The organism is Acinetobacter sp. RG5 (genome assembly GCF_031844265.1).
Classification (GTDB): Bacteria; Pseudomonadota; Gammaproteobacteria; order Pseudomonadales; family Moraxellaceae; genus Acinetobacter.
Window position 1 is genome coordinate 1 of sequence record NZ_JAUZUV010000014.1, and the last position, 18,277, is coordinate 18,277.

The following is an 18,277-nucleotide window of genomic DNA, read 5'->3' on the forward strand; positions in this document are numbered from 1 at the left end:
CATTCCCGACCTAATACAACCCCTATTTTTAAATAATTCAGAAAAATCATCACGACTGTTTATTTATTCTACAAAAAATACAGGTTTTTCTATTTTTCACTCAAAATTTATTCAATTATTGATGTTTTAAAGTAGTTTATTTACTTATCAATGGGTATTTCTAGTTAATTTAATTGCTATATCTATCTAAAAATTTTTTATTGTCTTTATTTCAGATCAAACACAACAGATGAGTTAATAAAATATATTTACTATGGAATCCCTTACCCATTTTAAAAATATAATCCTCATCCATCCATTAAAATTCCATTCAACAAGATAATCACTCTATAGATAAACTCTGGTTAAATTGTTGAATGATTAAAATTAAGAGTGAAGCAATGCGAGAAGAAAGCAATCTTCAATGCACAGTTTTATTAGATGAAAAATAATTTAATAGGGATTCGAGCATTCATCATGATAGCCACCGATAACAATTGTATATTTTTTATTCACATTGAATTTCAGGCATAAAAAAACCGCTTAACGCGGTATCTTTTATCTCGACCATCTTGAAGGAGATGGTCGGAGCAGTAGGATTCGAACCTACGACCCCCTGGTCCCAAACCAGGTGCACTACCAGGCTGTGCTATGCTCCGATTTCAACTTTAAAAGTTGGGGTGAATGACGGGATTCGAACCCGCGACAACTGGAATCACAATCCAGGGCTCTACCAACTGAGCTACATCCACCATCATTTTGATTCTTAACATCAAGCGACCAAATGGCGCGCCTGACAGGACTCGAACCTGTGACCATCCGCTTAGAAGGCGGATGCTCTATCCAACTGAGCTACAAGCGCGTTACTGATGCAAACATCATTTGCCTTGAAGAATTGGTCGGAGCAGTAGGATTCGAACCTACGACCCCCTGGTCCCAAACCAGGTGCACTACCAGGCTGTGCTATGCTCCGATTCATCTCAGCTTTCATATCGAACATCGTTCGGTACGGTGTGCATTCTAGGCGTGACGCCAGGAGACGTCAACACCTATATTTAAAAAAAACCGAAAAAACGCTTCAAGCGTTTATTTATCAATCGCTTCAGACATTTTTTATACAAATTTTAACGTTTTAGTCCGGCACTAAAGTTCAGCATGCGATCTAGAGGCAGTTTAGCTCGTTCAGCAAGTACCGGATCGACATGCACTTCCTGATCTTTATGCTGTAACACATGCAAGATACCATCCAGCTCGTTCATGGCCATCCAAGGACAATGCGCACAAGAACGACAAGTTGCCCCCTCTCCTGCGGTTGGTGCTTCAATCAGAATTTTATCCGGCACTGCCTGCTGCATTTTATAAAAAATACCGCGATCAGTAGCTACGATTAAACGCTGATTTGGCAAAGTTTGTGCTGCTTTAATTAATTGTGAGGTACTACCCACCGCATCGGCAATCTCGACCACAGACATCGGTGATTCGGGATGTACCAGAACTGCCGCATCTGGATAGAGCGCTTTCATATTGGCAATACCGCGTGAACGGAATTCTTCATGCACGATACAGGCGCCATCCCAGAGCAACATCTCTGCACCGGTTTTTTTCTGGATATAACGACCCAGATGCTGATCTGGTGCCCAGATGATTTTTTCGCCCAGACTGTCCAGATGTTCGATAATTTCCACTGCACAACTTGAAGTGACGACCCAATCGGCTCGGGCTTTCACGGCCGCTGACGTGTTGGCATAAACCACCACAGTATGATCCGGGTGCGCATCGCAAAAAGCGGTAAACTCATCGACAGGACAACCTAAGTCCAGTGAACAGGTCGCTTCCAAAGTTGGCATCAGCACGGTTTTATTGGGTGAAAGAATTTTAGAGGTTTCGCCCATAAATTTCACACCAGCTACCACAAGCGTTGAAGCTGGATGATCGCGACCAAAACGCGCCATTTCCAGTGAATCGGAAACACAGCCCCCCGTCAGTTCAGCCAGTTCTTGCACTTCAGGATCACAATAATAATGCGCCACCAAAACAGCATCCTGTTTTTCCAGCTCTGCCTTGATCTGTGCAAATTTGTCCAATTTTTCCTGCTGGCTCATTTGATGTTCTTGTGGAACACCTAAACGATCTAAATGCGCCTGCACAATCGATTTAGCTTCATTGGCTATTAATTTGGTCGCATCATTCATAACAACTCTTACTCTACCCTCATGGTTCACTATTCAATGAACCTTTCACCCTACATCCCGGTCATCTCTGGCGAAATGCTATTTTTGACCAGTCATTAAAAATCATTAAGTATAAAAAAAGCCCCACAACGGAGGCTTTATAAACAATCTGAATTATGAGCGATAATCTGCATTGATTTTTACGTAGTCATACGACAGGTCACAGGTATAAACCGTATCTTTTGCCTGACCTCGTCCAAGATCAACACGAATCGTCATTTCAGCCTGGGCCATCACACGTGCACCGGCTGCTTCAGTATAGTCTGCTGCCGCACCACCATCTTTGCAGATTTGTACATCATCTAACCAAACCTGAATTTTTGCAACGTCTAAATTTGGCACACCGGCATAACCAATCGCTGCCAGAATACGGCCCCAGTTTGGGTCAGAAGCAAAGATTGCGGTTTTGACCAGCGGTGAATGCGCAATGCTATAGGCAATATCGCAGCACTCTTGAGTATTGCCACCACCTTCTACAGTCACGGTAATGAATTTAGTCGCACCTTCACCATCACGTACAATCAGTTGCGCAAGGCGTTTCATGGTACGTGTCAATACGTCTAGCACCACTGCATAACGTGGATCTTCAGTCGAAGTGATTTCAGCACCACCGGCCTGACCTGTGGCAATAAAAATACACGAGTCATTAGTTGAGGTATCGCCATCAATTGTAATACGGTTAAACGATACATTGACTGTTTCAGTTAATAACTGTTGAACCAGTTCACGGCTGATCGGTGCATCCGTCGCAACATAGCCCAGCATGGTCGCCATATTCGGGCGAATCATGCCTGCACCTTTGGAAATACCGGTCATGGTATAAGTCACACCATCCAGCTCGAACTGTTCTGACGCACCTTTCGGAGTGGTATCTGTGGTCATGATTCCAGTCGCTGCATCGCCCCAGGCATCATCACGCAATGAATCCAGCGCAGGCTGTAAACCTGTAAGCAAACGCTCCATTGGAAGCTGCTCACCAATCACACCAGTCGAGAATGGCAACACTTCAGCAGCCTGTACGCCTGCAAGTTCAGCTAACTTGGCACAGGTGGCTTCTGCATTTGCCATGCCTGTAGGACCTGTTCCTGCATTGGCATTGCCGGTATTGATTACCAGGTAACGTGGATTTCCCGCTTGCAAATGTGCTTTGGATACATGCACAGGTGCTGCACAAAAGGCATTCTGGGTAAACACCCCAGCAACATTGGAGCCTGCAGCCAGTTCAAATATCACCAGGTCACGTCGGTTCTGATAGCGCACATAGGCTTCAGCCGAACCAATTTTAACCCCTTTCACCACATGCATCTGTGGCATAGATACGTCACCAACTGCCATTTTAAAGTCCAATATTGAAGTTTTAGAAAAATACAGCTTAGTTGATCTGCAACAAAAAATCGAGCCAAAGCCTGAGCCAGCCTGAGATTTGTTATGGGTTTTCACAATAAAAAACCAGTCATCAAGACTGGTTTCTACGTTTTTAAAATTAAGATATTTTTAATTTTGTGCAAGTTGTCCAGATTCGCTTAGTAAAGCCTGTTTCGCTTGTTGTTGACTTGCACTAGAAAGTGCAGGATTAGTAGCAACAATACGGTCTGCATTTGCCGCATTAGCAGCTGCAATCGCAGCGGTCTGCAACACAATCGGACGATTCTGATTGGCAAAGGTATAACGGATGCCGGTACGTGGGCTTGCCACAGTCACTTGTGCATCGGTACGTTGTACTTGAGCAGTAGTTGTACCCACCGCTTGCTGAACTTTATCAATTGTTGTGGTCGCTGCAGTTTGTGCAAAACTTAAGGCAGGCGTTGCCAAAGCGGCAATGATGAGCGTTTTTAATACTTTTTTCATTCAGGTTATTCCACTTTGAGGTGTTGAATGAGCCATTAAATAGCATTTAATTCCTAAGACTGCAAACAGTATTCAATTTCTGAAAAATCTTCATACATAAAAAATCAGAGCCATGGGGCTCTGATTTTTAATAGCGTTTAGATCTTACCATGACACTGTTTGTATTTCAGACCTGAACCACATGGACAAGGTGCATTACGACTTGCCGGTGCTTCAAAAACTGGTGCTACCGGATTGGCCTGAGCATTTTGCTCGGTCGTCACCTCATGGTCGCCTGCCAACAAGCCGTCAAACTCTTCATGAGATAACTGCAAACGCATTGCCTCAGCCTGTGCCTGCTGCTGTGCTTCCATTTCCGCCAGCTCTTCAGGGGTCGGTACGTGGATGCGTGACAGATCTGTCACGACATCGGATTTGATCGTACCCAGCATGTTCACAAACAGGTTATAAGCTTCTTTTTTGTATTCCTGCTCTGGATTCTTTTGCGCATAACCACGTAAATGAATACCCTGACGCAAGTAGTCCATAGCCGCCAGATGCTCTTTCCAATGACGGTCCAGAGAATTCAGCATAAAATGACGTTCAAGCGATGCTGCAGATTCCTCACCCATTTGTTCACGACGTGAACGGTAGCGGTTCAGCACTTCATCGGTAATACGAACCACCAAAGCTTCTTCATCCAGACGACGGTCCTGTTCCAACCATTGTCCGATAGGAAGGTCCATCGAAAGATCTTCACGCAGCGCCAGTTCCAGACCTTCAATATCCCACTGGTCATGAATCGATTCAGGTGGAATATAGTTGGCGATTACACCCTGCATCACTTCACGGATCATTTCTTCAATATAATCCTGGAGTGAATTTTCCGCCAGAATGTCGTCACGCTGACTATAAATGATCTTACGCTGTTCGTTATTCACGTCATCGTATTTCAGCAAGTTCTTACGAATATCGAAGTTACGTGCTTCCACTTTACGCTGCGCATTTTCAATCGAGCGAGACACCATTTTGTGCTCAATCGCTTCATCTTCCTGCAAGCCCATGGCACGCATCATGCCGACTACGCGATCACCGGCGAAAATACGCATCAAGTCATCTTCAAGTGACAGGTAGAAACGTGATACACCCGGGTCACCCTGACGACCGGCACGGCCACGCAGCTGGTTATCGATACGGCGTGATTCATGACGCTCGGAACCGATAATATGCAAACCGCCTGAATCCAGCACGGCCTGGTGATTAACATCCCATTCTGCTTTCAGACGAGTTTCATCTTCAGGAGTCGGGTTTTCAATTTTAGCCAGCAACGCCTTCCAGTTACCACCCAACAGGATATCGGTACCACGACCGGCCATGTTAGTGGCAATCGTCACTGCACGCGGCGCACCGGCCTGCGCAATAATATCGGCTTCACGTTCGTGCTGTTTGGCATTCAGTACTTCATGCTGGATCCCTGCAGCTTTTAGCTTATCCGACAGGATCTCAGAAGCTTCAATGGTGGCTGTACCAATCAGAATTGGTGCAACACCAGCTTCATGCACACGCTGAATTTCTTGAATAATCGCGTTATATTTTCCTTCACGATTTAAGTAAATTAAATCGTTATGGTCTTGACGAATCATTGGACGGTGAGTTGGAATCAGCACCACATCCAGACCATAAATTTCTTTCATTTCCGCTGCTTCAGTATCAGCAGTACCGGTCATACCGGACAGTTTTTTATACAGACGGAAATAGTTCTGGAAGGTTGTGGTTGCCAGAGTCTGGTTTTCTGGCTGGATTTCCAGACCTTCTTTGGCTTCTACGGCTTGATGCAAACCTTCAGACCAACGACGTCCCGGCATAGTACGACCGGTATTTTCATCGACAATAATCACTTCACCATCGTTGATGATGTATTGGACATTACGCTGATAGAGATAATGCGCACGGATCGCTGCAGTAACATGATGCAACAGGTTTAGGTTCGATGCTGAATACAAGCTCTCGCCTTCTGCCAACAAGCCCATTTCTATCAGTTCACTTTCAATGGTTTCAAAACCCACTTCAGTAATTTCAACTGAACGCTGTTTTTCATCAATCCAGAAGTGACCGCCATCCGGCACTTTCTCTTCTTTCTGTGCCTGTAATTTTGGTGGAATATTATTGATGGCTGCATAAAGCTGTGAAGAATCTTCACTTTGACCGGAAATAATCAACGGGGTACGTGCTTCATCAATCAGGATCGAATCGACCTCATCGATAATCGCATAGGTCAAACCACGCTGCTTTTTCTCTACTAGCGAGAACACCATGTTGTCACGCAGGTAGTCAAAGCCAAATTCGTTATTGGTACCGTAAGTAATATCGGCACGATAAGCTTCAGCTTTTTCCATCGGATTTTGCATGGAATAAATAATGCCGATGCTTAGACCCAAAAATTCGAATAATGGACGGTTCAACTCGGCATCACGTTGCGCCAGGTAATCGTTCACGGTAATGACATGCACGCCCTGACCACTGATGGCATTCAGATAACAGGCCAAAGTACCCATCAGGGTTTTACCTTCACCGGTACGCATTTCTGCGATTTTACCTTCATGCAAGGTAATACCACCGATCAGCTGCACGTCATAATGACGCATGCCCATCACCCGCTTCGCGGCTTCACGACAGACTGCAAATGCTTCAGGCAATAGTTTATCGAGGGTTTCACCCTTATTATATCGTTGTTTGAATTCTTCAGTTTTTGCAGATAAGTCTGCATCGCTAAGGGTAGATATCGTCGGCTCGAGCACATTAATCTTGTCTACGATTTTACGCATGCGTTTGAGTTCGCGCTCATTTTTGGTACCGAAGATTCCTCCGATCAGACTTGCCAACATGAATAGACTCTCTAAATCTTGCTTGTCAAATGAATATGTTCTTAGTCGTTATTATGGTGCTAGAAATTTGAACTACAAGGGTTTTGCTGTAAAACCGCTAAAAAAATCTGATCCTTAGTTCTAGCCCTAAGATCTAAGGCAAAGTAATGTAGCAAATTTTCCCTGTGCAACATAGTCAATTAAGTGACTGATTTTTGCGCTTCTGGATAGATGGATATCCTACTTATGCAATTTACTCATAAAGAAAGCAAAAAACACTATTTTTAATCATAAAAAAATTGATTCATATTAAATCGTATCTCGACACTAAAAGACCAATTGAGGCTAAAAAGATGAGTTTACGTCTAGGCGATACCGCACCGAATTTTGAACAGCAATCCAGTGAAGGCCTGATTAATTTTTATGACTTTCTGGGTGATAGCTGGGGCATTTTATTTTCACACCCTGCTGACTATACACCAGTATGTACGACTGAGCTTGGCTATACCGCAAAACTGAAAGACGAGTTTGCAAAACGTAGCGTGAAAGCCATTGCCTTGTCGGTCGATGATGTTGAATCGCATCATGGCTGGATTAAAGACATCAATGAAACCCAAAACACCACGGTGAATTTCCCGATCATTGCCGATCAGGATCGCAAAGTTTCTGAGCTGTATGACTTTATTCATCCGAATGCCAGCGAAACGCTAACAGTTCGTTCTTTAGTGGTCATTGATCCCAACAAAAAAGTCCGTTTGATTATTACTTATCCTGCATCGACCGGTCGTAATTTCCATGAAATCTTGCGTGTGGTGGATTCACTTCAACTCACCGATAAACATAAAGTGGCCACGCCTGCGAACTGGCAGCACGGTGATGATGTGGTGATTGTCCCTTCACTGAAAGATGAAGAAGAAATCAAGCAACGTTTTCCAAAAGGTTATACAGCGGTTAAACCTTATTTACGCCTCACGCCCCATCCTGAGCAAAATTAAAAGGACTCCTTTTTAATTTTGCGAAAGACAAGCGAAGTAAAGGATAAGAGAAACTCTATTTTCCACATTTTATGCTTTATCGAATACGACATTGACGTGCCACGGATTCGATTTGTTGATACAGCCTGTCTTCGGATAGGCTTTTTTATATTCAAAATCTCGTATTCACTTTAAACTTGAAATAACAAAAACAACATCTACGCTCTGTATGAAAATCTGCATATTTCCAATTCTCATGAGTGGCTACCTCCTAACCACAGGTTGCATGACTACGCCTGCCCTGCCTGAACCTCAACGTCCTCAGCATTGGGGACAGCCCATTCATCAGAATCATAATTTTCATCAAATCAGCAATTTTGTTTATCGTAGTGAGCAGCCTTCAACTGAACTCATTCCTTTATTAAAGCAGCATCAAATCAATGTGGTTATTAATTTACGTTCACGGGATCAAGACAGCTTTGTTTTGAGCAATGAAAACTTTCAGCTACATCATGTACCCATACATACCTGGGCAATTGATCGGGAAGATTTATTGAAAATTATGCTACTGATTCAGCAAGCACAACAAAATCACCAAAAGGTGCTCCTGCATTGTTATCACGGTTCAGACCGCACTGGTGCAAGTGTCGCCATGTACCGAATTATTTTTGAACATTGGCCGATTGAGCAGGCGCTACAGGAAATGAAACATGGCGGTTATGGCTTTCATGCCATTTGGAGCAATATCGAAAAGTTATTCACGCCTGAAAATGTAAAATGGATTCGCGAGCAACTCACGAATCCATCTACAGGAACTTTGGTTAATACAAAGAATTAACGCTTATCTAGCGGCACCCAGTCATTCACCCAAGCTGATTTCATATTCAGGCTGGCATCAGACGCAATTTTCTTACGAAGTGCATCTGCAGTCTCACGGTCTTTGGACGGCCCCACCATGATGCGTACACCTTTAGACGTTGAGCTTTTGGTGACCTTATAACCTTTGGCACGCAGTTTGGCTGCTACAGCATCCGCATTGGCTTCATTCGCTGCCAGTGCCACCTGTACCATCCATTGCTTGTCCTCTTCACCTTCCAGTAACTTACGCGCCTGCTCAGCTTCTGCTTTCTTCTTGGCTTCTTCGGCTGTAGCCTTTTTCTTGGCTTCTTCAGCTTTACGTTTTTCGTCAGCTTTACGTTTTTCCTCGGCAGCTTTACGTTCAGCTTCTTTCTTTTCAGCCGCTTTACGCTCTTCCTCGGTTTTACGTTTTGCTTCAGCCGCCTTACGTTCTGCTTCGGCTTTTTGCTGTTGCTCTAACTTGCGTTTTTCTTCAGCGGCTTTACGCTCTGCTTCTTTCTTGGCTGCGTCAGTAGAACTATTGGCTTTTTGTTGGTCCAGCTGCTGCTGGGCTAACTTTTTTTCTTGCACCGCTTTTTCTTCAGCTAGACGTTTCTGCTTGGCCTGTTCATCTTCCACCAGTTCTGGTGGAATATTATCGGAACTTTGCTGTCCCAGGCGGTGTGCATTCAGGGCAGCATATTCTTCAGCTGCTTTACGCGCAGCATCTGCTTCAGCCTGCTGTTGCATCGCTAAAAATTCGGCCGCACGCGCCTCCTGTTCTGCAACCGATTTTTCCCGGTCACGACGTTGCTGTTCAAGTAAACGCTTTTCTGTTTCCACATCGACCGTCAAAGAACCGAGCGAATGATTGCCTGTCTCTTTATTTTCAACTTCCGCAGCCTGTGCCGGATTTTGCTGACGGTCCTGATTGATTTCATCTTGGCCTTTCAGGAGTAATGCTGCCAATAAAACACCACCACCGAGTAAAACAACACCGCCCATCCAGCGCTGTTTGTTATTCATTGACATTCTTCCAAATACTCCCATACCGCTTCTAAGGTATGAAATGATCCACATACCAAAATCAGCTGATTATTATCTGTTTGATCCAGTGCTGATTTAAAAGCTAATTTTACATTGTCAAATTGTTCTACCGCCTCACCGCTTAAAGCATCAGCCAAAACTGTGACCTCTGCCGCACGTGGGACGAATAATGGTGCAATTTTCCACAATTGAACCGTGTCTTTCAATAACTTGACGACAGAATTTATATCTTTATCTGCCAGCATTGAAAATACACAAATGACTTCATTATATTTTTGATTGTAATTTAAATAATCTCGTAATTGTTTCAGCAGAAATTCCACCCCATGCGGGTTATGTCCTGCATCAAAAATCACGGTTTTATTCTGGATTTGACGGATTTCAAACCGTCCCGGCAATTTTGCCGTTTGAATGCCTTGTGCAATTGCCTGCTGGCTGACGTTTAATCCGCTCAGCAGAATGGCGGCCACGGCGGTAGAAATATTATCCAGTGCCAGCGAACCTGTTGGGAGTTTTAAGGTCGTACCCGATGAAGCAAAAGCCCAGCTTTGGCCATCTTCAAAGGCTTTATAGAAATAATCACGGTTGATTGCATACAAAGATGCATTACATTCTTGAGCTTTATTTAGAATGGCTTGCGGGATCTGTTGCTGTCCACCAAACACGACTGGAATATCCGGGCGAATAATTCCGGCCTTTTCAAAAGCAATTTTCTCGATGGTGTCACCAAGCCAGTCAGTATGATCCAGACCAATATTGGTAATCACCGCAACATCCGGATTGACCACATTGACCACATCCAGACGGCCGCCTAAACCAACTTCCAGCACCCAGACATCACAGCACTGATCTTTAAAAATCACAAAAGCAGCCAGTGTGGTGGCTTCAAAGAAAGACAGGCTCAAACCGCATTCGCGACGAGCCCGATCGACCTGAACAAAAGCATCAATGAGCAACTGATCTTCCACTTCAATGCCGCGTAATTTCACTCGTTCATTGAAACGGTACACGTGTGGAGACTGATATAATCCGACCTTGAAGCCTTGTGCATTCAAGATCGCGGCCAGCGTAGTAGTGGTTGAACCCTTACCATTGGTTCCTGCCACCGTCAGCACTTTGGCTTCCGGACATGTTACTCCCAGCTTTTCAGCCACAGGAATAACCCGTTCCAGACCTAAATCAATACCCGTAACGTGAACATGGCTCCAATAATCGAGCCATGTATTTAAAGAATCTGTTGCTAAGGGTGCTGTGTTCAATGCAAATTCATCAACTTCGTAACGATACGATAAACTGTATCACGTAATGCATGACGGTGAACAATCTGATCGATTACCCCATGATCAAGCAAATATTCCGCGCGCTGGAACGGTTCTTCCAGTTTTTCACGTACAGTCTGTTCGATCACACGTTTACCGGCAAAGCCAATCATCGCTTTCGGTTCAGCAATATGTACATCACCCAGCATTGCCAATGATGCGGTCACACCGCCGTACACTGGATGAGTCAATACCACTACATAAGGCAGACCTGCTTCTTTTAAACGCTGGATCGCAGCCGAAGTACGCGCCATTTGCATCAGGGACAACATGCCTTCCTGCATACGAGCACCACCCGAAGCAGCAAAACAGATCAAAGGTTGACGAGCTTCAATCGCATGTTCTGCAGCCTGAACAAAGCGGTCACCGACCACTGTGCCCATAGAACCGCCCATGAAGTCGAACTCAAACGCACAGGCAATCATCGGTACGCCTTTCAGCAAACCCTGAATTACCACCAGTGCTTCAGTTTCACCGGTTTTCTTTTGCGCTTCAGCCATACGGTCTGGATAGGCTTTACTATCGACAAATTTCAGGGGATCTTTGGCTATAAATTCCTGACCCAATTCTGTTTGTACCTGATCAAAGAACCAGTTCAGACGTTCACGGGCTTTCATACGCAAATGTTCATCACATTGCGGACAGACATAGGCATTAAATGACATGGCAGTACGGGTCACCAATGCATGACATTCAGGACACTCAATCGTAGGCTCGGTAAATGTCGCTTTATATGCCGTTTGCTCATCGGGTACCTGAATGCCCGGAACAGTACGCTCCGTCCATGGGGTCGATGGGCTCAGAATTTTGCCTGATTTCACTTGTTGACTCATACTAACTCATCGAGCGCTGCTCGAAGCTCCTTGACTTTATTCACCGTCGCAATAACGGCTTGTTCTGGTGCGAGCGTTGCAAACTGCTTTACAAACGCACTACCCACAATAACTGCATCGGCAGCAACACCCATCGCTTTCGCAGATGCAGCATCACTGATACCGAAACCTACGCCTACAGGAACATCAGTCACAGCTTTAATCTTTTGAATGCGTGCAGCGGCTTCAGAGACATCTAAAGTTGCTGCACCGGTCACGCCTTTCAGTGACACATAGTAAATAAAGCCGCTGGCCTGTTTTGCTACATGTTGAATACGTGCATCGGTTGAAGTTGGTGCCAGCAGGAAAATCTGATCCATGTCATATTTTTCCAGTACTTCACCCAGACTTTGTGCTTCTTCTGGTGGCAAGTCCACCAGCAACACACCGTCTACTCCACATTCATAGGCATAAGCCACAAACTTTTCATAGCCAATTACTTCAACCGGATTCAGATAACCCATCAGCACCACTGGTGTTTCGCGATCTTTCAAGCGAAATTCTTTCACCATGTGCAGGGCATCCAGGGTATTGGTTCCACCTGCCAGAGCACGTTCAGCAGCTAGTGCAATCACCGGCCCATCTGCCATCGGGTCCGAGAAAGGAAGTCCCAGCTCAATCACGTCGACACCCGCTTCCACCATCTCATGCAGCAAAGGCACTGTGACTTCTGGATGCGGATCACCCGCCATGACATAAGAAACTAAAGCTTTACGCTGTTGAGATTTAAGTTGTCCAAATCGTGTGGCTAAACGTGACATAGAGAGGTATTTTCCTTAACGTGTTTCAAACTTGAGGCATTGACTATGTAGAAATACAAGACATCGCATTGTAACGCTATTTTTTGTCCAATGAACAGTCTGCGATACCGACCTCGAGTACTTCATTTCCTGTGCGAAGATTTCAAAACAATTCGGAAGGGTCTATTTACGATTATTTTGATTTTTTTCACAATGATCAAAGATGCCTAATTTTGCTATTACCTAAAATCCTGAATATTTAGATAAACTTATTTTTATCATATAAAAATTAATAAAAATGCAGATGTTAGCGCATTCATTTAAAGTTTTCTGAAATAGCAAAACCTGCTTTATACTAGTCCTATTCTCTTACTTTTTTATCTCCTATGCAGACTGATTCTGAGGCTACAGTGCAGGCACGCGCCATTGCACTGCTGCCGCTTATTGTATTTTTAACCATATTTTTGGGTAGCGGGATCTATCATTCCCTGATCGGAACCGAGTTCGCGTTCTATCAGGTGAAAGCGCCTGTGGCTGCCCTGCCTGCGATTATCTTGGCTGCATTAGTGTATCGCGGCAAACTCAACCAGGGCATTGAGGAATTCCTCAGAGGTGCCAGTCATCCGAACTTAATTCTGATGTTTATGGTGTTTATGCTGGCAGGTGCTTTTGCCAGCGTCAGTAGCGCCATTGGCAGCGTCGACGCCACCGTGCAGATGGGCTTGTCAGTGATTCCACCTACATTTATTCTGCCGATGTTATTTGTGATCTCGGCCTTTATTGCCACGGCGATGGGTACCTCCATGGGCACCATTGCAGCCTGTGCGCCGATCGCTTTTGGTTTCACCCAGGTGACCGATATTGACGTGATTTATGCGATTGGTGCGGTCGTCGGTGGTGCCATGTTCGGTGATAACCTGTCCATGATTTCAGACACCACCATTGCGGCGACCACCAGCCAACGCGTACAACTGCGTGACAAGTTCAGGGTCAATGTCTGGATTGCAGTTCCAGCCTCAATCGTCACTATTTTAATTTACGTGTTAAGTACCGGCAGTAGCAACACATTGGAATACAAGGATTTTAACTGGCTTCTGGTCTTACCTTATATCGCCGTATTTATTTTGGCCTTTAGCCGTTTACACGTTCTGGCTGTACTGACCATTGGCGTACTACTTTCCGGCTTGTTTGGCCTATTTGCCACAGCTGAATTCGATCTGCTCAAACTGAATACTTCAATTTATGATGGCTTTGTCGGCATGTTTGAAGTGGCGTTATTGTCGATGTTCCTGGGTGGCCTCTCGGCGATCATGCAACGTGAAGGTGGTTTACGCTGGCTGATCGAGCGTATTTATAGCCTGACTCGTCTGTTTAAAGTCGGTCAGCAACGTGCCGGTGAAATCGGGATTAGTTTTCTGGTGGTGTTTTCGAATATCTTTGTGGCCAATAATACCGTGGCGATTATTCTGTCGGGTGATATGGCGCGTGAAGTTGCCAAAGAATATGGCGTGGATCCTAAGCGTTCTGCAGCACTGATGGATATTTTCTCCTGTGTGGTGCAAGGGTTGATTCCCTATGGCGCACAGTTACTACTGGCCTGTTCCATTGCAAAAATCTCACCGGTTGAACTGATTGGTGGTGTGTACTATTGCTGGATTCTGGCCATTTTTGCGATTGCGGCGATTGCGTTTAGATTCCCTCAAATCAAAGCCAGCGCTTAACCTCACCATTTTCTTCAAATAAAAAAGCGACCTGTTTGGGTCGCTTTTTTTAGCTTCGCTGTTGGTGTAACTGCCTTTTGCGCTCTAACAATGTCTGTCCGGTGGCTGCCTTGTAGGCCCGTGCCAAAGCCGATTGATCAGAGTAATCCAGCTGCTCGGCGATCTCGCTCAGCCCCAGTCCCTGTTGCAACAGCAGCTCGCAACGTTTAATCCGCTGCTGTTCCAGCAGTTTTTTAAATGAGGTGCCATGGGTGCTGAATAAGCGCTGCAAACTCCGGGTCGACATCAGCAACTGCAGGGCAAGCTGTTCAACTTTAATCGCCTGATGCCGGGTACGGAGCTGTTCGGCAATCATTTGCTGCGCCTGTTCCAGGTGATTCTCAAGTGGTGGCTTGGCGGCAATCGCCTGTTCTGCCTGATGAACCAGTAGCTGCAACAGCATCGGATCTGCCTGCTCAGACCCATGTGCCAGTCCTTGCAAATCCAGTTCTATGCCATAATAGTCCTGAGAAAATCTCACCTCACTGGCAAAAAACTTTTGATAATGAATTTTCGCCATATCAGGCGCATGAGCAAAACGCACACAATGTAGTAACAGTTGATGATCCTGCAAAATGACGCGTCCCAATTGCACCATCGCGGCCATGGTCAGCTCATTGAGCAGATTATATTTTTCATCCAGATAGACCCAAAATAATTCAATACTGTGTTCATGCTGTTTCAACTGCAAAGGTACAAACTCACTGCCATCAATCACCAGTCGTTGAAAACGCATAATATGGCGGATCATTTCCGCAACGCTGCTGCTTCTCGAAGCCATATAGCCGAGCACGCCAAAATGTTCTGGACGAATAACCTGCACGATCTCGAAAATTAGTTGTGGACAGTTTAAATGTTGCCGGGTTCTTAACAGAAGCTGATTTAATAATTCCAGCGGCACTTGCGTGGCAAAAGGCTGATCAATCAGGGGGACAAGCGCTTCATGTACATCTTGCAGAAAGTCAGCTTCCAAAGGCTCAATTTGCAGACTGCGCAGATAAGTCGCCCAAAGCTGAATATAACCATTGGATATTTTAATTTCTTGCATGCGCGCTTCCCGCTGCCTGCTTTAGTCTAAGCAGTTTTATTTTCATTTGGCATAAAATGTATAAAAATTGGCAAGCACTGTCAAAACAATTACGGTATTCCCCGACATACTGTCAGCATCGTCACAAAAAAGAACTTCTAAGGTGAATGCAGTATTAAAATCTTCAATAAAGCCCGTGGTCCGGACCCAGCTTGATTTTAAACTGGATGAAATTCCGCGCTACTGGTTTGGCGGCGATCCCTTTCTGACCCGCATGTTCGATGCCTTGAGCCTGACCTTTCCAGATGGCGAGCGTTATTTTATTCAAAGTGTGCGCCTGTTCCGCGATCAGATCACAGACCTGGAACTGCAACAACGTGTGGCAGATTTTATTCGTCAGGAAGCACAGCACGGCATTGCCCATGAAAAGATGAACCAGCTGATGCGTGAACAAGGCATGCCCGTCGATGATTTTATCGAACGTTTAAATAATATGTTCGCCTATGACCTCAAACATCGTTCAGCACAGTTCAATATTGCAACTACGGCAGCGGCAGAACACTTGACCGCGCTGATGGCTGAAACTTTTTACGGTCAGAAATCCACCTTAAAAGACGGGCATCCTTATGTACGTGCCATGTTTGCCTGGCATGCAATTGAAGAAATGGAACATCGTGATGTGGCTTTTGACGTGATGAAAGATGTCGCGAAAACACCTGAATGGATGCGCAAAATGACCCTGCTCAGTACGACATTTTTGATGTTTAGTTATACCGCCTATCGCGCCAATGTCATGCTGAAACATGATGGCTTCAGTGTCTTAGAGCGTTTGCAAATGAACCTGAAAGGACTGCCCTGGTTGTTTGGCCGCAACGGCACTTTGACCCGCATGGGCCCACAATATCGGGACTGGTTTAAAAAAGACTTCCATCCTAGTCAGCATCCTGTGATTGCGCAATATGATGTCTGGGTAAAAACCTTAGCCGAAACCAATGATCCAATTCAGGCAGGTGAAGCCTTCTGGCAGGCCGCCAAAGATTAAGCTCAAATCAAAAAAGCCTTCAAAATTGAAGGTTTTTAAATGACCCAAGATGATTTACCACTTGGCATAATGCTGTTCAAGCAAGGCATATTCATTCAGTAAAATAATTTCCTGATCATCCTGATGGATCGTTCCGGAAATCTTGGCCTGCCACTGACTAAACTGACTACCGACCAGACGCAGATTCAGATTTTCATAACGGCGCCAGCCTGTACTCACCATCAGATTCAGTTTTTCATCCAGTGATTGAATCGTCCATTTATTTTCCGATTCCTGCTGGAACAGTACATCGGCCAATGGATAAATCTTTCCATTGATCCACAGACAGTTTTCATTGCCAAAGCTTTCATTTACACCTGAGGCCAGATTAATCCCAATCCGGTTCTGGTTCACATCCCAGAAATTACAGGACAGCCAGAACCAGGCGGTTTCCGGGCGTAAAAAGCCACACGTATCATCTAATGAGGCAAAGCTGCGTTCATTAAACTGGATGGTTTGCCCCTGCTTGTTAATGAAAAAGCCTTCACAGCCCAAAGTGGTCAGTTTCTGGGTATAGGTCCAGCCGTTGATGCCAGTTGGACTGCACATACTCAGTGGATCGGTACCTGCACAGAAAATCCGGGCACTAAGTTTAATCTCGCCATATTTGCTGACGTTGATATAACGCACGCCGTTGGCATGCTGGATATCGATCTGAAAAGGTGATTTGTGGAAATAACTATGATTAAACAGTGGCTGTTCATCCAGCACAGTGTTACGGGATAGGAAATTAATTGCATTCCATTCCAGCACTTCATTGCTCATATGGTTATAGACATAGACAAAACCATGCCCTGCCCATGCAATATCAGCAATCGCCAGTCCAATCGTATAATGCTCGTGCTGAATACTACAGAATTTGAATTTTTTATATTTTAGATGCTTACGCCAGCCTGACAGCACATGACCATAAGGATTCTTGTATTGATATGCCTGATAGTCAATACTTTTTGGAAGCTCCTTGAAACGTCCATAACGCGGTTGTCCATTTGCCTGAATTAAATCCATTTAAGACATTCCATCTCAGTCAAAACTGTTTTTCCTTGGCAGTATTATGCCAATTATTAAATTTTGATAAAGAGATTTTTTAAACCGCTTATCGAATCATTAAGCCAGCCACAAGTTTAATTCAATCGCAAACTACTTTAAATCGTGAGATAGGTATTTTCCCAGCGATTGCCACTGAAACTACCTTCTAACAGTTGGACGTAACGGCCATAAACCTGATCGATGGCAATACAGTCATCTACATCCAACACGCGGTCGGTATGCTGTTTTTGCCAGTGCCGGGCGAAGTAAGCTTTACCGCGCTGTTTAGCGACCATAGCATTCTGCGCAACCACCAACACATAACGATGCAACTCGCCAAACTCACGTGGATCATAACCACCCAGATTAATCAGCCAAAGTTTTTCATCGGATTGCTGTGGCTGTGCATCAGTAAATTGCAGCGCATAGGACCTGCCTTCAAACTCTAGCCCGTTGATTTGCGCCCAGGCATCAATATGCAAGCCTTTCTGTTCCGCAAACCAGGCATTTTTCAATTGCGGATAGGTATCTTCCAGACTCTCTCCCACTGCCAAAACCACATCATGAACTTCTGTATTGGCACGGGCATGACGACCACCGAGCATCACAATAAACAGGCTGGGCATTACATTTCCTTGTTAGCGTCAATCTTTAAGATCATTTCATTGATGCTTGCCAGTATAGCGCAAA

General features: G+C 44.9%; 15 protein-coding genes and 4 tRNA genes. 4 read left to right on the forward strand and 15 right to left on the reverse strand.

What is annotated here, in order from left to right; all coding sequences use genetic code 11:
• Window positions 1–561: 561 nt before the first annotated feature.
• The 8 genes from Q9R21_RS11385 to secA all read right to left on the reverse strand — a co-directional run bounded on the left by Q9R21_RS11385 (window position 562) and on the right by secA (window position 6,922).
• Window positions 562–638, reverse strand: a tRNA-Pro gene (locus Q9R21_RS11385).
• A gap of 17 nt (window positions 639–655) precedes the next feature.
• Window positions 656–731, reverse strand: a tRNA-His gene (locus tag Q9R21_RS11390).
• A gap of 33 nt (window positions 732–764) precedes the next feature.
• A tRNA-Arg gene (locus Q9R21_RS11395) sits at window positions 765–841 on the reverse strand.
• 34 nt (window positions 842–875) lie between these two features.
• A tRNA-Pro gene (locus Q9R21_RS11400) sits at window positions 876–952 on the reverse strand.
• A 151-nt stretch (window positions 953–1,103) separates the two neighbouring features.
• Window positions 1,104–2,171, reverse strand: a complete 1,068-nt coding sequence (gene nadA, locus Q9R21_RS11405; RefSeq protein ID WP_044108476.1) for a quinolinate synthase NadA — start codon at window positions 2,169–2,171, stop codon at window positions 1,104–1,106.
• A gap of 153 nt (window positions 2,172–2,324) precedes the next feature.
• Window positions 2,325–3,545, reverse strand: coding sequence for a bifunctional glutamate N-acetyltransferase/amino-acid acetyltransferase ArgJ (gene argJ / locus Q9R21_RS11410; RefSeq protein ID WP_004281676.1), 1,221 nt, complete (start codon window positions 3,543–3,545; stop codon window positions 2,325–2,327).
• 159 nt (window positions 3,546–3,704) lie between these two features.
• Complete coding sequence (locus tag Q9R21_RS11415; RefSeq protein WP_005106111.1) at window positions 3,705–4,058, reverse strand: hypothetical protein; 354 nt, start codon at window positions 4,056–4,058, stop codon at window positions 3,705–3,707.
• Between the two features lie 137 nt (window positions 4,059–4,195).
• Window positions 4,196–6,922, reverse strand: a complete 2,727-nt coding sequence (gene secA, locus Q9R21_RS11420) for a preprotein translocase subunit SecA (protein WP_311204516.1) — start codon at window positions 6,920–6,922, stop codon at window positions 4,196–4,198.
• A gap of 332 nt (window positions 6,923–7,254) precedes the next feature.
• On the opposite strand from secA, the gene Q9R21_RS11425 reads away from it, so the two are divergent.
• Together Q9R21_RS11425 and Q9R21_RS11430 are read left to right on the forward strand one after the other, a co-directional pair.
• On the forward strand, window positions 7,255–7,896 hold the full coding sequence (locus tag Q9R21_RS11425; RefSeq protein ID WP_195725615.1) for a peroxiredoxin: 642 nt from the start codon (window positions 7,255–7,257) through the stop codon (window positions 7,894–7,896).
• A 208-nt stretch (window positions 7,897–8,104) separates the two neighbouring features.
• A complete protein-coding gene (locus tag Q9R21_RS11430; RefSeq protein ID WP_311204517.1) occupies window positions 8,105–8,713 on the forward strand; it encodes a dual specificity protein phosphatase family protein in 609 nt (202 codons plus the stop codon).
• Here the strand turns inward: Q9R21_RS11430 and Q9R21_RS11435 are convergent.
• The 4 genes from Q9R21_RS11435 to trpA are packed head-to-tail and all read right to left on the reverse strand — an operon-like array spanning window position 8,710 to window position 12,711.
• A complete protein-coding gene (locus Q9R21_RS11435) occupies window positions 8,710–9,744 on the reverse strand; it encodes an SPOR domain-containing protein (protein WP_404976597.1) in 1,035 nt (344 codons plus the stop codon). The genes Q9R21_RS11430 and Q9R21_RS11435 overlap by 4 nt on opposite strands.
• Window positions 9,735–11,018: a bifunctional tetrahydrofolate synthase/dihydrofolate synthase gene (gene folC, locus Q9R21_RS11440; protein ID WP_311204519.1), complete on the reverse strand. Its 1,284-nt coding sequence runs from the start codon at window positions 11,016–11,018 to the stop codon at window positions 9,735–9,737. The genes Q9R21_RS11435 and folC overlap by 10 nt, the downstream gene beginning before the upstream one ends.
• The gene (accD, locus tag Q9R21_RS11445) at window positions 11,015–11,911 is read right to left on the reverse strand and encodes an acetyl-CoA carboxylase, carboxyltransferase subunit beta (RefSeq protein ID WP_004645174.1); all 897 of its coding nucleotides are present in this window, start codon (window positions 11,909–11,911) and stop codon (window positions 11,015–11,017) included. The genes folC and accD overlap by 4 nt, the downstream gene beginning before the upstream one ends.
• Entirely contained in the window at window positions 11,908–12,711 is an 804-nt protein-coding gene (gene trpA / locus Q9R21_RS11450; protein WP_191112608.1) for a tryptophan synthase subunit alpha, read from the reverse strand. Before trpA ends, accD begins: the two co-directional genes overlap by 4 nt.
• Window positions 12,712–13,076: 365 nt before the next feature.
• On the opposite strand from trpA, the gene Q9R21_RS11455 reads away from it, so the two are divergent.
• On the forward strand, window positions 13,077–14,411 hold the full coding sequence (locus tag Q9R21_RS11455) for a Na+/H+ antiporter NhaC family protein (RefSeq protein ID WP_311204520.1): 1,335 nt from the start codon (window positions 13,077–13,079) through the stop codon (window positions 14,409–14,411).
• Between the two features lie 49 nt (window positions 14,412–14,460).
• On the opposite strand, the gene Q9R21_RS11460 is transcribed toward Q9R21_RS11455, so the two are convergent.
• Window positions 14,461–15,498 (reverse strand): AraC family transcriptional regulator ligand-binding domain-containing protein, encoded by a 1,038-nt coding sequence (locus Q9R21_RS11460; protein ID WP_311204521.1) that lies wholly within the window; start codon window positions 15,496–15,498, stop codon window positions 14,461–14,463.
• A gap of 142 nt (window positions 15,499–15,640) precedes the next feature.
• Here Q9R21_RS11460 and Q9R21_RS11465 point away from each other — a divergent pair, with 142 nt between their 5' ends.
• Complete coding sequence (locus tag Q9R21_RS11465) at window positions 15,641–16,519, forward strand: metal-dependent hydrolase (protein ID WP_311204522.1); 879 nt, start codon at window positions 15,641–15,643, stop codon at window positions 16,517–16,519.
• Between the two features lie 54 nt (window positions 16,520–16,573).
• On the opposite strand, the gene Q9R21_RS11470 is transcribed toward Q9R21_RS11465, so the two are convergent.
• Both Q9R21_RS11470 and Q9R21_RS11475 read right to left on the reverse strand, forming a co-directional pair.
• The gene (locus tag Q9R21_RS11470) at window positions 16,574–17,566 is read right to left on the reverse strand and encodes a DUF2804 domain-containing protein (RefSeq protein WP_311204523.1); all 993 of its coding nucleotides are present in this window, start codon (window positions 17,564–17,566) and stop codon (window positions 16,574–16,576) included.
• A gap of 137 nt (window positions 17,567–17,703) precedes the next feature.
• On the reverse strand, window positions 17,704–18,213 hold the full coding sequence (locus Q9R21_RS11475) for a DUF1543 domain-containing protein (protein ID WP_311204524.1): 510 nt from the start codon (window positions 18,211–18,213) through the stop codon (window positions 17,704–17,706).
• Window positions 18,214–18,277 lie beyond the last annotated feature (64 nt).